The following is a 13,695-nucleotide window of genomic DNA, read 5'->3' as shown; positions in this document are numbered from 1 at the left end:
TTTCTATGGGCTCGACATCGCGTTCGTCGCTCCGGGTGATCACGTTCAAGGCAGAACAGAAGCTGGCGCAGGCGCTGCAAGTGTTGCCGAACCGCTCCAGTTTCATCCGCGCCGCGCTGCTGCACGCGCTCGATCACATTTGCCCCCTCTGCGGCGGCAGCGGCGTCTTCACGCCCGACCAGCGCCGGCACTGGCGCCACTTCGAGGCCTCCCACGCGGTCCGACGCTGCCGAGACTGCCATGCGGTCCACGTCGTCTGCCGCGCCGGCGCCGCCCGCCCCGCCCGAAGGCATTGCGCGACAACATGAGCCGCACGATCCCGACGCTGGCGCTGTGGGCTGCCGCCACCCTCAGCGGCGCCGCCGCACCGCCGCGGGTCCTCGCAACGATCTTCCCGCTGTACGACTGGGCCCGAGCGATCGCCGGCCCCGCCGCCCAGGTCCGCCAGCTTCTTCCGCCCGGCGCGGAGGTCCACTCGTGGGCTCCCACCCCCTCCGACGTCGCCGCCCTCCACTCCGCCGATCTCTTTCTCTACGCCGATGCCCAGCTCGAGCCGTGGGCCGAACGCCTGCTTCAGTCGGTCGGCACCACACCGGCGGTGTTCGTTGCCAGTCGGCATTTGCCCGCAGACATCCCCCCCAACGCGGACCCGCATTTTTGGACAGATCCTCTCGCGGTGACCAGCGTGGTCGCAGCGCTGAGCGAGGCGCTGGTCCGGTTGGACCCACCCCGCGCCGAAGAATACCGCGCGCGATGCCGCACCTACCTCGAGCAGGTCACGGGGCTCGACCGGGACATCCGCGAACTCGTCCGTCGGGCTCGACGGCGAACCATCATCTTCGCCGGACATCGTGCGTTCGACGCCTTCGCCCGCCGCTATGGTCTGACGTTCCTCACTCCCATCGAGGCCTTTTCGCCCGATGCGCCCCCGTCGCCCCACGCAGTTGCAGGCCTGGTGCGAGCGGTTCGCGACACTCACGCGCGCGTGGTCTACCACGAGGAAATCCTCGAGCCCAAAATCGCCAGCGTCATCGCCGCCGAGTCCGGCGCACAATTGCGCCGGCTCCACGCACTCCATAATCGCACGCCAGAAGAGGCGCTCCGCGGTGAAACGTGGCTGTCGCTGTACCGGCGGAACCTCGAAGTGCTGAGGGAAGGCCTCGATGCTCCATGAGCAGCTGCGTTGGTGACGTTCCGATTCTGCGGGTTCGGGACCTCACGGTCCGGCTGGGCGAGCTCGTCGTACTGGACCACGTGACGTTCGAGGTGCCCGCCGGCGCTTACGTCGGTGTGGTCGGCCCGAATGGCGCCGGCAAGACCACGCTGCTCAGAGCGATGCTGAACCTGATTGCCCGGGAATCGGGCGTCGTGGAGTTTTACTCACCAGACGGCCACCCCGCACAGCCGCGAATTGGTTACCTGCCGCAGAGTTTTTCGCTGCCCCTGCCGCGGTTCCCGGCCTGCGTCGAGGAAATCGTCGAAACCGGATGCGTAGCCGGAGCGCGCGAGTCGGGAGATGGCCGCAGGCGACGCGGCGACGTGGTTCAGGCGGCGCTGGAGGCCGTCGGCCTGAGCGCGCTGCGGCGGCGAGCGGTCGGCAGTTTGTCCGGCGGCGAGCGACAACGTCTGCTGCTGGCTCGAGCGCTTGCCGCGGAGCCGCAGCTGCTGATGCTCGATGAGCCCACCACCGCACTGGACCCCGCCTTTCGGGAAGCGTTTTACCGCCTGCTCGAGAAGTGGAATCGCGAACGCCGGACCACGATTCTGTTGGTCACCCACGACACCGCAACAATTGGCGCCCATGCCCAGCGGCTTTTGTACCTTGACCGAAGTGTCGTGTTCTACGGGACGTTCGAGCAGTTTTGCGCCTCCGCGGATATGTGCCGTCGCTTTGGCGCACCGCACCAGCATCTCATCTGCCACCGGCACGGCCCTGATACGGAGGACAGCTCCCATGCTGCCACCGGCTGAGCTTCTGCGGTACGCCTTTGTTCAGCGCGCGGTCGTGGCCGGGCTGCTCGTGGGACTGGCGAGCGGTTTCCTCGGCGTAATTCTGCTGCTGCGCCGCTCGGCGCTGGTGGGTGAAGGGCTCTCGCATTTCACGTTGGGCGCTGTCGGGATCGCACTGTGGCTGGGGTGGGCGCCACTGTCGTTGGCGCTGCCACTGGCCGCTGCCGCCGCACTGCTGATGGCGCGGCTGCCGGAACGCGGCACGATGTTTGGCGACACTGCAATCGGCATGGTCGCCGCCACCGGCCTGGCAGTGGGCAGTGCACTGGCCGCCCGTGGCGGCGGATTCCGCGCCGACCTGTTCGCATATCTGTTCGGCGATGTGCTGGCGGTGACACCGCGGGACGTGATCGTTGCCTCGGCGCTGGCCGTGGCCGTCACGGTCGCCGTCCTGCCATTGCGCCGGCACTGGCTCTCGATCACGTTCGACGCGGATCACGCGCGCGTTTGCGGACTGCCGGTTCACCGATACGAACGAGGACTTGCGATCCTCACCGCCGGCGCCGTCGTCATCGGACTGCGAATCGTCGGCAGCTTGCTGATGACCAGTTTGTTGATCTTTCCGGCAGCAACAGCGTTACTGCGAGCGCGAAGCTTTACAGGGGCCATCCTTTCCTCCGGTGCACTCGGCGTCGCCGGCGTGTTCGGAGGTCTAGCGGTGGGCCTTCTCCTCGACGTTCCCGCCGGCCCCGCGATTGTGCTGGTTCAGGCCGCGATGTTCGCGCTGGCGTGGCTCGCAAACACCTCGCAGAAACGACAGAGACGATCGCTCATTTGACCGACTGGTACGGCTTTGATAGCGTCCGGTGCGGCGTTGGGCCATGCCCTGTGCCGCATGCCAGCCTGTGCGGACCTGCCCCCCCGCGGGGCGAGGTGCGGCACTCGTGAGCTTGCTTCGGATCCGTCACGCGGAGAGGTGCCAGAGTGGTTGATTGGGCACGCCTGGAGAGCGTGTGTCCCCCAAAAGGGGACCGTGGGTTCGAATCCCACCCTCTCCGCCATCTCCTTCCTTGCCACCATGAGGTGTTCCGCCTGGCCTCCGACCGCCGGTGGCGGCACGCCGGTCGGGCTCAGGCGCGATTGGCTGGCGAGCCGGGCGCGAACCCGACCGAACCCCTTGCGGCTTCCCGATGAAGGCGGCCGCGATCCTCGCAGATCTCATACTGGTGTTGCACTTCGGCTACATCGCCTTTATCGTCGGCGGCCAGCTTTTGATCCTGATCGGCGGCTGGTGGAGATGGCGGTGGGTCCGTCACCGGGGCTTCCGGCTCCTCCACCTGGGCGCGATCGCTTTCGTCACGCTCGAGGCTTGGCTCGGACTGCCCTGCCCTCTCACCGTCTGGGAAGACCGCTTGCGCCGCGTCGCAGGGCAGCCGGGATACCAACGTTCTTTTTTGTACGACTGGATCGGCCGTTTCATCTATTTCGACGCGTCGCCCATTACTTTTGCGATCGCCTACACACTGTTCGGGCTGATCATCGTCGCAAGTTGGCGGCTCATCCCACCAAACAAGAAATCAATCCCGGCGGCCCCGCCCCCCTGAACAACATCAGCAACGACATGCCGGAAGGCAACACGCCGCCGGCCCATTGCGTTCGCCGGACGCGTCGCCTCCCCGCCGCAGGAACGGGAGCTGTGGATTCTTCCGTCCCCGCCGTCCCACGGCGCACATCGGGAAGAATCTCAACCGCAGTCTGTTTCAGCAGAGCCGCGTACGTGGCAAGCGCCTTGAGCCTCAATTGGAACAGTGCACAGAAGATCCCCGCCCTCCGCGCCGCCGCCCTGATGACGATGGTCCGCCGGCCTGAAAATCGCTCCTCCGACGCCCGCCTTGCGTGCAGCGCCGCGAATGACAACCCACATGGAGTGCTTCGATCCGCCGGCGCCCACGGGTCCAACGTCTCCTTGTCCCGCTCCTGTTCCTGCGGCCGCACCCTCAATCGACCCTCCCGATGCGCCGGTCATCGCGGCAACCCTGCTGCCCGCAAAGCAGAGAAAAACTCGTTTCCGCTGGGTTCGTTCCGCCGGCAACGCGCCAGCGCGTGACTTCCTCAAGATGCGGTTCCGCTGGTGGGTCAACGTGGAGGTCGGCACGTGGGAGGCTGCCCAAACACACACCCCTTTTCTTGTCCACCCCGCGGCAGGTCCCGCCGGGCCAACGTCGTGCACCTTTGCAGGGGGACGCTCCACCACCCTCGCGTGGCCGCCCCCTCACTGCGCGTTCCGCGCCGCATCCGGCGAAATCCCTCTCCCGTCCAAGCGGGACGCTTCCGGAAAACGCTCCGCGGGGATCAGCAGGGAGCCGCTTCGCCGTGGGGATAGCGGTAGTCGGCGGTCGCGTGCTCGGAAATCCGTTCCGTCGAACCGTACCGCAGGCGATACAAATACAGCTGACAACGGCCGAACGGGCCGGCGTGATAGACAATTGCGCTTTGATCAGGGAGCCACCGCGGATACGCAAACCACAAGGGCCGGCCATCCTCGTTCGCAAACGGTTTCGGGTGGTCGACCCGACGCCGCGGCGCGTCGAACTCCGCAATGTACAGCGTCCGACCCGCCATTGACCGCCCCCGGGAAAAGGACTGGTACTCGAAACAGATCAATCGCTCGTCAGGCGAAACGCTGATTCGATCCAGCAGCCCGTCCTTCGCCAGTGCGCACTCAATGGGTTCATACACGGGTTCTGTTCGATCTGTGTATTCAAGAAGTTAGTACCCGCGGCCCAGACGAGGAGGGGTGGCAGCGACCAGCAGTCGGCCATCCCGCAGTGCCGAATGTACCCAGGTGGTCACACGTCGGTCCGTGATCGCCTGCTCCTCGCCAGCGCGGCCCCCCACCCGACTGCGCATCACGATGTACCCGCCAGTGGCTTCATTCTTTCGGTTCCAGACCGGCGTGCTTGTCCCGTCCCGCGTCCAGGTGGGATTGAAGTCGGTATGGGTTCCATCGCTCAGAAAATGAAGGCCGGTCCCGTCGACCTTCACCACCAGAATCGCAGTCTTCCAGTTTGCCACCACACGGTCGTCCCTCAAACGCCGAAAGCCGACCAGCAGTCCGCCCGTCGGCGACCAGGACGGCTTGAAGTCCCAGTGCCCGGACGTGACCACCCGTTCGGCGCTTCGGCCCGGCACACCGATACGCAGTTCGCCGTCGCAGTAGTAGGAGATGCGCGACTCCGATCGCGCCGCATGCTCGCCGCGATCCCCCTCGGGTCCGGCTGCGCCCACTGCCGCGGCGGCCAGAAACTCCCGCCTCGTCAATCCCCTTGTCGACACCGTTTTCACTCCTTTACCTCATCTCGCCCGCGCTCCTGCGCGGCCGGAACCTCACGCCGGGGATCCCGCCCATACACCCCGTCATGCTCCGGTACAGGCAGCCGAGGCAGTGAGTCCTCCGGCCGGTCCTCCGCAAACCACCAGTTTCGTTCAAATCGGAACGTCTCCGGCGCGGTGCCCGGTCCGATGTTCACCTCCTCGCGGAGATCGGCACGACGAAACACAATCCGATTATCCGCAATTCGAACGTTGCCGCACCGAAGAAATTGTGGATCGCGAGTCTCCTGTAGGATGCGGAACACCCATCGCCGCGGAAACAGCACGATGTTGTTTTCGAACCGTGCACTGTCCGCGCCAACAAACGCGACGGCGCACAGCCCACCTTCGATGCGGCAGTCCCGCACCACCACTTCCCGCGCCTCCCACGTCGCACTGGCCGGCCGGAAAAATTCCCGCCCCGTCGAGCCACCAATGTTCAACGGCCGCTGGCCCGCCTCCACCAGCCGACAGCGTTCGACCACCACCCGACGGCTTCCTCCCTTGATCTGGATCCCGGCGGCCGCGCCGTTGCTTGGCCGGCCAATGATGTCACAGTCGCGGATCAGCACGTCGTCACAGCCGACGAGGTCGATCGCCTGACCTCCCCAGCCTTCGATGACGCACTCACGGATCATTACGTGCTGCAAACCGGAAAGTTTGATGCCGTCATAGTTGCCACCGGGACGAACCTCACGAACACGCACGCCTTCGAGCAGGACATCCGAGACCGGCGGATTGGCCGGCCCGCCATCGTCAATGTTCAGACCGTTGATCTTCTGGCCGCGAAACTCCAGCGCGCGCACGACGAGGCCGGGACACATCGAAAACTGCCATCCCGTCTCGCCACCCTGAATGATTGGCGGACGACTCGAATCCGCAGCGCAGACGGTCAGGTTCGACACGCCCCGGACATACAGCCGGCCGGCATATGCGCCTGGCGCCAACTTGAGCACATCTCCGGCTTGTAGAGCACGGACCGCGTCACGCAGTTCGGCTTCGCTCTGCACCCTGCGTTCGGCCGCGCCACCGACAACCGCGGCAAAAACAAGAATCACCCTCCACATCCGCCGAAGCCAGGTCACCATTGGGGCGCCGTACCTTTCGTCAACGCAAACACCGCCTGCCTCCTGCAACATGGGGGCGCCGCCCTTCCTCCGCACCAGTCGGTCCACCGGCCCTTTCCGAGGGGCAACAAGATGCTTCGTCCATCGAACGCGAGACGTCACGCCCGAACGCCTTCACCTCCAGCGTCTCCCGGCGGGGTTCTGCCGGCTCACCGATGGTCACGGTGCCGGCCGCGATCTGAAGCGGATCCAGCGATTCGTCCTCACCGGAATCGCCTCCGTCCAGTTTTCCAGCTCGGCCCGCTGGAACCAGAGAGTCCCTCCGGCGGCGTCATACCGAACATACGGCTGCCATGTGCGACCAAAGTTGGTGGTGAATTCGATGCCATAGAGCAAGTTCGTGCCCGCGAACTGGCTGAACAATGAGGTCCGCTGCAGCGGCCGCAGCAGGGAGGGCGTCTCCAGCACCTCGTTCACCACGGCGAGAACACGAGTGTCCCGTCCCTCCCCGCGCAGCGCGACCCGCCACGGCCCAGTGCGGGCGGGCACATGGTTGGTCATCCACATGCTGAGCTGTCCTTCCGTGTGCATCCAGATCTCGCTCTGCATCCTGAACCGACCGTCCGCGAGAGGCGATACGTCGATCCATCCCTGTGACACGGGCGAGACGCAATTGCGAATGCGAGCGAATAGGTGAGGCTCTCCGTCCTCATCTGCAAGCCAAACTTCTGCCAAAAGCGACTCCGCCCGGACTGGAATCCGGCCGACGGACTGGGTCGCCCCGCCGAGCGCGAGGAGTTGCATGTGCGCATTTTTCACTTGCATCGGATACGGAGGGTAAGAATCCTCATCGAAGCGGACGATGGTCACCTCGTACGCGAAGTCGAAATCAAAGTTGATGCGCAGGTCCGCTTGAACCTGAGTCCGCACGATGTTCGTGAATCCCATCATACGAACCCGCCGCAGATCGAAACAAAACACGTGGTTGGTCCCGAGGTACTTGAACGTGCCCTCATAGCGCACGACCTCATTCGGCAACCAGACATCGAACGCGCTGGACATCGGAGGCAGCAAGTTGGTGCCGACGATGGCTTCCGGCCAGTGGGGTGGCAGCGTCGCGCGGGACAGCACCGCGAGGAAGAAAACCACCGTACCAGCCGCCCGCAACCGCGCGCCGATCGACGTCGCCGCGCAAGGTGCACACCGCAAAGTCGACGGGGCCCCCGGACACGCTCTGCGGTGAGGAGCTGAAAGCCGTTTCTCGCTGATTATTGCAGTCATCGGCAGACCTCCCATTCTGCGCAAAGCCACAATGGTCCGATGGCTGCATCCGGCCCCACACTTATACCGTCCGACGATGCGCGCCACGTCGTTCGCGCTCCAGCTTATTGCCCCGACGAGAGACCGGCCACCCCCCCGCCGGAACTCGGCCGCTCGCCTCAATATACCACCGCCTCCGCTCCGGTAAACCAGGTCGGCTCCGCCTCGCGGTCGAGTTCGATCTTAATGGCGAACTTCGAACCGGCGCCCTGGGTCAATCGCCTGGGAGAACCTCAGCCGCTGCGCTTCCAGAGCCTGGCCTCCATGGAGGCGCTTCCGGTCGATGACCCAGCTGGCCGCTTTGCGTCGATTGCCCCGATCCGGCCGTCCTCGCACCGCCATCGCCGCCCACGGCGGTCTTGCATCGGGGGCTCTGACGCGCGTGTTGGCGACCGTCAGATCGCCCCCCCGATGGTTCACCGCGCGAGAGGGAAGCATCAGCGCAAGCCTTTTCCTGCCGCGAGCAAGAAACGCGGATCGCCGCATTTCTCACCGTGGTTGCGGTAAGTGCAGCCGCCTTGACGGTCTGTCTCCTCCCGTTGGTGTTGCCGAACGGCCGCTCTCACAGGGAACAGGCGTTGGGGAGCCGCCGCCCCTGAGCGTTCCGCGACGGCTGGCTAGATTCCCGGTCCTCAGGCATCCGACTCGCCAAACACTACCGCCTCAAACACCTCAAAGTCCGCCCCGCTTCGCCAGTCGTCGGGGGCGAGCCCCGCCTTGAGCGCGAGATGGCGGAGCGTCGTCGGCAGGTCCCATCCCTGCTGAGGCGCCACCTGCGGCAGGAAGAGCGCAGTGTGGCCTTCCTTCCGGAGGATGATGCCGTGCCGACCCAACACGATCTCGGACCACGACGAGACTGGCTTCGGCTCGGACAACGCGGAGATCTCAATCCGGCATAGCGGCAGCTCCAGCTCCTGAAGCGGCGGAAACCGTGGGTCACGGAACGCGGCATTCAGCGCCTGGTCCATCACCGCCGCATACAACGCGCGGGTCGGCAGAATCTCACCGATGCAACCGCGCAGCTCACCGTGTTTGTGTAGCGTCACAAACGCACCCGCCACTTGTCGCATCGCGGGGGTGATCTGCACCCCGAGCTCGGCGGGGGTCGCACGGCGCTGGTGGGCAAAGTAGAACCGGATCGTGGACCGGGCCAGCGACAGCAGCGCCGCGCGATCGGGCTCGGGAATCTGCAGCGGGCCCTCCTCTGTCGCCGAGGATTTCGGCGCCGGCTCTGCCGGCCGCTCAAGTGGCCTTGGCGTCCAGCGGCACCGAATCGCCGCACTGAGATAGCTCACCGAGTTCAGCCAGTCGCCGGTGATCCGTCCGGAGGTGTCGTAGGCGAGGAGCCGGACCTCCGCATCCTCCGGCAACATCGCGGTGAGCACGGCCACAGGGTCGCGGCCACAGATGGTCGCACCTGTCCGGTCAATGTAGCGCCGAAAACCGACCGCATCCCGCCGCCGGATAAACTCGAAGGCGCCCAGGTCCAGCTCCCGCAGCTTCGTTTCGATCGCGCCGGTGAAGGGCACGTAATCGAACCTCGGCCCATAGTGTGTGAAGTCGGTGCTGGCCACCACCAAGGTGTTGGAGTCCATCTCCGCGCGAAGACAGGCCGCTGCCTCGGTGACCGCCGCATCGTCGAGCTGGCCGACCACCAGCGGGACCAGCCGGAACTCCCCCAGCGCATCCTGCAGCAGAGGGAACTCGATCTCGATGCTGTGCTCACCCGGCATAGCACCGCGCACCGTCCGAAACAGCGGATAGCGGCGAAGTCGGCCGACGAACTCAACGTCGATCGGAATCGAGCCCAGAATTGTGGCGTATGCGTCTGCGTCCGGCGTAGCGATCGCATTGCGCATCGGCACGCGGTGCGTCGGGCCCATCACGATCACGCGCGAAAACGATCTCCCCTCCACCATCCGCGCCCCGTGCGCGGCGACCGCACCGGAGTACTGGTAGCCCGCGTGGGGGAGAATCAGGGCAAAGACCGCAGAGTCCGGAGTCTGACCCGAGGCCGCCCTTTTGGCGCGCAGTTCGCGGCGGAGCTCCCGCTCGTCCGCCGTGTACCAGGAGCCCGCCAGAGTGGATGTGTACGTGAACGGCGCTGCGTTAGTGTTCATCGCCCGACCTCCGGGCGGCCGCACCGCCGCGCCGAGGCACGTCAGCGCAACCGCCACCGTGGTGCGATACCGTCCTCTCATGCCGCCTCCGCCGACCAGCTACCGCGCGGCATCGCCGGCCGGCCTCTCCTCCACCCTACTCCAGAGCCGTCGCCCCGACAATCACACCATTGCAAACCAAGACACACTCACGCTATTCTCGCCAACGTTAGCCCCTAGCATGGGACCAGAGGAGTTACCAATGCGAACACTTTGGTCGTGTTGTATGTTATTCCAATCGTTGATGTTGAGCGGCCTGACCGCTGCAGCGACCGACCGGCCCAGCTTCGTGCTGGTCTTCACCGATGATCAGGGCTGGGCCGACGCCGCCTTCGCCGGTCACCCCTATTTAAAAACCCCCGCGCTGGATCGCCTTGCGCGGGAGGGCACGTGGTTCCAGCAGTTCTATGTCGCCTCCACCGTCTGCTCGCCCAGCCGCGCCGCAATCCTCTCCGGTCGCGAACCGGCCCGCTATCACATCCACGGTCATTTCTCGGACCCAGAACTGAACACGCAGCGGCACATGCCCCACTGGCTCGATCCCGCTGCACCCAGCGTCGCCCGGCTGCTCCGGGCCGCCGGTTATGCGACCGCTCATTTCGGCAAATGGCATCTGGGCAGCGGGCCGGGAGCGCCCGAACCCTCCGCCTACGGTTTTGACGTCCATCTCTGTGTAAACGCCAACGGCCCGGAACTCGGTGGCGAGGGTGCCCGGCGAGATCCCTTCTTCCGAGCGAAGTCCACCGCGATGATCGTGGATGAGACCATCGCGTTCATGCGGGCGAACCGCGAACGGCCGTTCTACGTCCATGTTTGGACGCTGCTGCCTCACGCGCCGTTGCGGCCGACCCCGGAACAGCTCGCGGGGTACTCCAACCTTTGCCCGCGTGCGGATGATCCTGCGTTCGGCCCCTGGATGCAGCGCTACCTCGCTGCGGCGGCGGACTTGACCAACCAAATGCGAGTTTACGCCGCCTCCATCACCGATCTCGATACTCAGCTCGGCCGGCTGCTCGACGCGATGGACGAGCTCGGCCTCTCTTCGAACACCGTGCTGTTTTTCAGCAGCGATAATGGCCCGGAAGACTACCGGATCAGCAATGCCGCGAACGCCGGTGTGGGCTCCACCGGGCCGCTGCGCGCGCGGAAACGGAGCCTGTACGAGGGCGGCATCCGGACCCCCGGCCTCCTACGCTGGCCCGGCCGCGTGCCCGCCGGCCGCGTGGATCGCGAGTCGGTGCTCAGTGCACTCGACTGGATGCCCACCGTCTGCCGGCTTGCCGGCGTCGAGATTCCGCCCGACCAGCGGGGAGTCGGCGAGGACGTCAGCGACATCTGGTTCGGCGCCACCCGCCCGCGTCGGACGGACCTGCACTGGGAGTGGTTGTTCCGCGTGTGGGGCGATGAGTACCTTCCCCCCATGCTCGCGATCCGGTCCGGTCCGTGGAAGCTGTTCGCCTACCATGACGGGTCGGGCGTCGAGCTCTACCGTATCCCCGACGATCCCGGTGAAACCCGCAATCTCGCCGCTCACGAGCCCGTCATCGTGAGCAATCTGGTCAATCGCCTTCTCGCCTGGGCGGATTCGCTGCCGCCGAGCGAGGCGCGCCGCAAAGCCGCCGAAACGCGAACTCCGTTTGACGCTACGGCATCCGCCCGGCGGCCTCCTACCCCTCAGGCCGAGGCTCGCCGGGAGATCTTCCGCAAAAAGGACAGGGACTCCGACGGGCGCCTGACCCTCGACGAATACCTCGACCGCTTTCCGGATCCGGTGGAGGGCCGCCGCCGTTTTTCGGCCTTCGACTCAAACCACGACGGCATCCTCAGCGAGGAGGAATTCGCCCGCGCCGGCGGCCAGTAACGCCTCTCAGGTGTTGCGCTCCGCTCTCGACTTGCACCCGGAGGTGCACTGCGTATGTTGATCGGGATCTTTTGGAGCTGTCAGCGATGCCGTTCACACTGCCCTTAGGCGCGAAAGCGCCGCCGTTTCGTCTGCCCGGCACCGACGGGCGCATCTGGTCGCTGGACGATTTTTCTGATGCGCCGGTGCTGGTGGTGTTCTTCACTTGCAACCACTGTCCGTACGTGATCGGGTCGGATGAGATCACGCGCGCAACGGCGGAGCGGTTTGCATCCTGGGGCGTGCGTTTTGTGGGCATCAACTCGAACAGCGCGCAAACCGTGCCCGAAGACGACTTTCCCCACATGGTGGAACGCATGGCGCGATACAAGTTCCCCTGGGTGTATCTGCGCGACGAAAGTCAGGAGGTCGCTCGCGCCTACGGGGCGCTGCGCACCCCCCATTTTTATGTGTTCGATCGCGATCGTCGGCTCGTCTACTGCGGTCGCGGCGTGGACCAGCCTCGCGACCCCTCGCGGATGACCGTGAACGATCTTGCGAACGCCCTTGACGACGTCGTAAACGGCCGGCCCGTGCGGGTGCCGCTGACGAACCCGATCGGCTGCAACATCAAGTGGGCGGGCAAACCGTTCAAGTGGATGCCGCCCGAGGCCTGCGATCTGGTCTGACCGGCGCCGCAGCTTGAGTGGCCACACAGGGGCGCTATGCTGGCGCCATGCGGGACGAGCTGCGGATGGGTCGTCGAGCCTTTCTGGCAAGAGCTGCCATCGCGTCGACCGCAACCGTCGCGGGGGCCCCGGTCAGACCCGTCTGGCCGCCTGCGGTCGTACTCTTCAGCAAGGTCTTTCAGGAGCTGAAGCTCGACTTTGAGACAGCGGCCGAGCTCACCGCTCAAACTGGCCTCGATGGTGTGGACTGCCCGGTGCGACCGGGTGGCGAAATCGAGCCCGAACGGGCCGCGGACGAATTGCCGCGCTACGCGGAGGCGCTTCGCCGGCGCGGCCGCCGAATCGGGCTGCTGACCACGCACATCGTTCGCCCGGACTCGCCACACGCGGAAACCGTGCTTCGAACCGCGAAAGAGCTGGGCATCCGATGGTACCGCACCGGCTACTGGCGCGTGCCCAAAGATGCGGCGCCCCCCGATATCGAGGCGATCCGCGCCGGTTTGCGTGAACTCGCGGACCTGAACCGCCGCCTCGGTGTGACGGCGGTCATTCAGAACCACTCTGGCGGGTTCGTTGGTGGGGATCTTGACGAGATGGCCAGGGTGCTTCAGGGGCTGAACCCGGATGAAGTTGGCTTTGCCTTCGACCTGTGTCACGCCCTGATCACGCACGGCGACGGCTGGGCGCCACGTTTTCAACGGCTCGTCTCACACGTGCGTGTCGCCTACGTGAAAGACACGCGTCTGCCCCGCGAAATGGTACCGCTCGGGCAAGGCGAGCTCGGCCGTACCCATTGGTTCACCTGCCTGAAACAGCTCGCGCTGGAAGCGCCGCTTTCGCTGCACATCGAATACGACTGGGCTCGTGGTGCCGCAAGAACCCGCGAGGCGCTCGCCGAGGCGATCCGTAGCGATCTGGCGGTCCTGAAACGTTGGCTCGCCAGCGCCTAGTACTCCGCTCAGCCGCCCGTCTCGCCAGCGCCCCCACTTTGCAGACTCTCGCCGCTCCGCGGGGCCGGTCGGCGCATCTGGCGCTTCTCGTCAGTTCGCCAACCCGCCCGGCATGGCACCAAACGGAATGCCAAACAACAGTGCGCTCCACCCCTTCGGAAGGAGGTCCTCATCTATGGTCTGAAGACGGCCATCTGCGCCATGGACCTATGCACGTGTGGAATGCTGAGGCGGTGGCGCCCCTTCCTGCTCCGCTGATCATCGGCGACCAGTTGGTCGCTGTGGCGGAGAAGGTGAGGGTGAGCGTACGCGACCTCCGTCCCGCCAAAATGGTCCGCGGGGAAGGGG

13 protein-coding genes and 1 tRNA gene are annotated in these 13,695 nt (G+C 65.6%); 9 read left to right on the top strand and 5 right to left on the bottom strand.

Annotation, left to right across the window (positions count from 1 at the left end):
• Positions 1–5 precede the first annotated feature (5 nt).
• From N2652_02765 to N2652_02740, 6 genes are all read left to right on the top strand, one after another.
• On the top strand, positions 6–308 hold the full coding sequence (locus N2652_02765) for a CopG family transcriptional regulator (protein MCX7818119.1): 303 nt from the start codon (positions 6–8) through the stop codon (positions 306–308).
• On the top strand, positions 305–1,174 hold the full coding sequence (locus N2652_02760) for a metal ABC transporter substrate-binding protein (GenBank protein MCX7818118.1): 870 nt from the start codon (positions 305–307) through the stop codon (positions 1,172–1,174). The genes N2652_02765 and N2652_02760 overlap by 4 nt, the downstream gene beginning before the upstream one ends.
• Entirely contained in the window at positions 1,171–1,971 is an 801-nt protein-coding gene (locus N2652_02755; GenBank protein ID MCX7818117.1) for an ATP-binding cassette domain-containing protein, read from the top strand. The genes N2652_02760 and N2652_02755 overlap by 4 nt, the downstream gene beginning before the upstream one ends.
• Complete coding sequence (locus tag N2652_02750; protein MCX7818116.1) at positions 1,955–2,788, top strand: metal ABC transporter permease; 834 nt, start codon at positions 1,955–1,957, stop codon at positions 2,786–2,788. Before N2652_02755 ends, N2652_02750 begins: the two co-directional genes overlap by 17 nt.
• Before the next feature lie 132 nt (positions 2,789–2,920).
• Positions 2,921–3,011, top strand: a tRNA-Ser gene (locus N2652_02745).
• A 129-nt stretch (positions 3,012–3,140) separates the two neighbouring features.
• Entirely contained in the window at positions 3,141–3,554 is a 414-nt protein-coding gene (locus N2652_02740) for a DUF2784 domain-containing protein (GenBank protein MCX7818115.1), read from the top strand.
• Positions 3,555–4,302: 748 nt separating this feature from the next.
• Here the strand turns inward: N2652_02740 and N2652_02735 are convergent.
• The 5 genes from N2652_02735 to amrB all read right to left on the bottom strand — a co-directional run bounded on the left by N2652_02735 (position 4,303) and on the right by amrB (position 9,829).
• Positions 4,303–4,689, bottom strand: coding sequence for a hypothetical protein (locus N2652_02735; GenBank protein MCX7818114.1), 387 nt, complete (start codon positions 4,687–4,689; stop codon positions 4,303–4,305).
• Positions 4,690–4,719: 30 nt separating this feature from the next.
• Complete coding sequence (locus N2652_02730; GenBank protein MCX7818113.1) at positions 4,720–5,286, bottom strand: hypothetical protein; 567 nt, start codon at positions 5,284–5,286, stop codon at positions 4,720–4,722.
• A 5-nt stretch (positions 5,287–5,291) separates the two neighbouring features.
• The gene (locus N2652_02725) at positions 5,292–6,410 is read right to left on the bottom strand and encodes a right-handed parallel beta-helix repeat-containing protein (GenBank protein MCX7818112.1); all 1,119 of its coding nucleotides are present in this window, start codon (positions 6,408–6,410) and stop codon (positions 5,292–5,294) included.
• Between the two features lie 198 nt (positions 6,411–6,608).
• Positions 6,609–7,538, bottom strand: coding sequence for a hypothetical protein (locus N2652_02720; protein ID MCX7818111.1), 930 nt, complete (start codon positions 7,536–7,538; stop codon positions 6,609–6,611).
• Positions 7,539–8,341: 803 nt separating this feature from the next.
• Entirely contained in the window at positions 8,342–9,829 is a 1,488-nt protein-coding gene (gene amrB / locus N2652_02715; GenBank protein ID MCX7818110.1) for an AmmeMemoRadiSam system protein B, read from the bottom strand.
• Positions 9,830–10,112: 283 nt separating this feature from the next.
• On the opposite strand from amrB, the gene N2652_02710 reads away from it, so the two are divergent.
• The 3 genes from N2652_02710 (at position 10,113) to N2652_02700 (ending at position 13,347) form a co-directional block, all read left to right on the top strand.
• Positions 10,113–11,729 (top strand): sulfatase-like hydrolase/transferase, encoded by a 1,617-nt coding sequence (locus N2652_02710; GenBank protein ID MCX7818109.1) that lies wholly within the window; start codon positions 10,113–10,115, stop codon positions 11,727–11,729.
• Between the two features lie 86 nt (positions 11,730–11,815).
• Positions 11,816–12,397: a thioredoxin family protein gene (locus N2652_02705; GenBank protein ID MCX7818108.1), complete on the top strand. Its 582-nt coding sequence runs from the start codon at positions 11,816–11,818 to the stop codon at positions 12,395–12,397.
• Positions 12,398–12,444: 47 nt separating this feature from the next.
• Positions 12,445–13,347, top strand: coding sequence for a sugar phosphate isomerase/epimerase (locus N2652_02700; protein MCX7818107.1), 903 nt, complete (start codon positions 12,445–12,447; stop codon positions 13,345–13,347).
• The last annotated feature ends 348 nt before the right edge of the window (positions 13,348–13,695 follow it).

It is taken from the genome of Kiritimatiellia bacterium (assembly GCA_026417735.1).
In the GTDB taxonomy this organism is placed as follows: domain Bacteria; phylum Verrucomicrobiota; class Kiritimatiellia; order PWTM01; family PWTM01; genus CAACVY01.
Note: the sequence above shows the minus strand (reverse complement) of the source record. Positions and strands in the feature narration are given on the sequence as shown.

Excerpts from the sequence above, each read along its gene's own strand:
- N2652_02765 (MCX7818119.1), top strand. The coding sequence starts at position 6 with ATGGGCTCGACATCGCGTTCGTCGCTCCGGGTGATCACGTTCAAGGCA.
- N2652_02760 (MCX7818118.1), top strand. The coding sequence starts at position 305 with ATGAGCCGCACGATCCCGACGCTGGCGCTGTGGGCTGCCGCCACCCTC.
- N2652_02755 (MCX7818117.1), top strand. The coding sequence starts at position 1,171 with ATGAGCAGCTGCGTTGGTGACGTTCCGATTCTGCGGGTTCGGGACCTC.
- N2652_02750 (MCX7818116.1), top strand. The coding sequence starts at position 1,955 with ATGCTGCCACCGGCTGAGCTTCTGCGGTACGCCTTTGTTCAGCGCGCG.
- N2652_02740 (MCX7818115.1), top strand. The coding sequence starts at position 3,141 with ATGAAGGCGGCCGCGATCCTCGCAGATCTCATACTGGTGTTGCACTTC.
- N2652_02725 (MCX7818112.1), bottom strand. The coding sequence starts at position 6,410 with ATGGTGACCTGGCTTCGGCGGATGTGGAGGGTGATTCTTGTTTTTGCC.
- amrB (MCX7818110.1), bottom strand. The coding sequence starts at position 9,829 with ATGAACACTAACGCAGCGCCGTTCACGTACACATCCACTCTGGCGGGC.
- N2652_02710 (MCX7818109.1), top strand. The coding sequence starts at position 10,113 with ATGTTGAGCGGCCTGACCGCTGCAGCGACCGACCGGCCCAGCTTCGTG.
- N2652_02705 (MCX7818108.1), top strand. The coding sequence starts at position 11,816 with ATGCCGTTCACACTGCCCTTAGGCGCGAAAGCGCCGCCGTTTCGTCTG.
- N2652_02700 (MCX7818107.1), top strand. The coding sequence starts at position 12,445 with ATGCGGGACGAGCTGCGGATGGGTCGTCGAGCCTTTCTGGCAAGAGCT.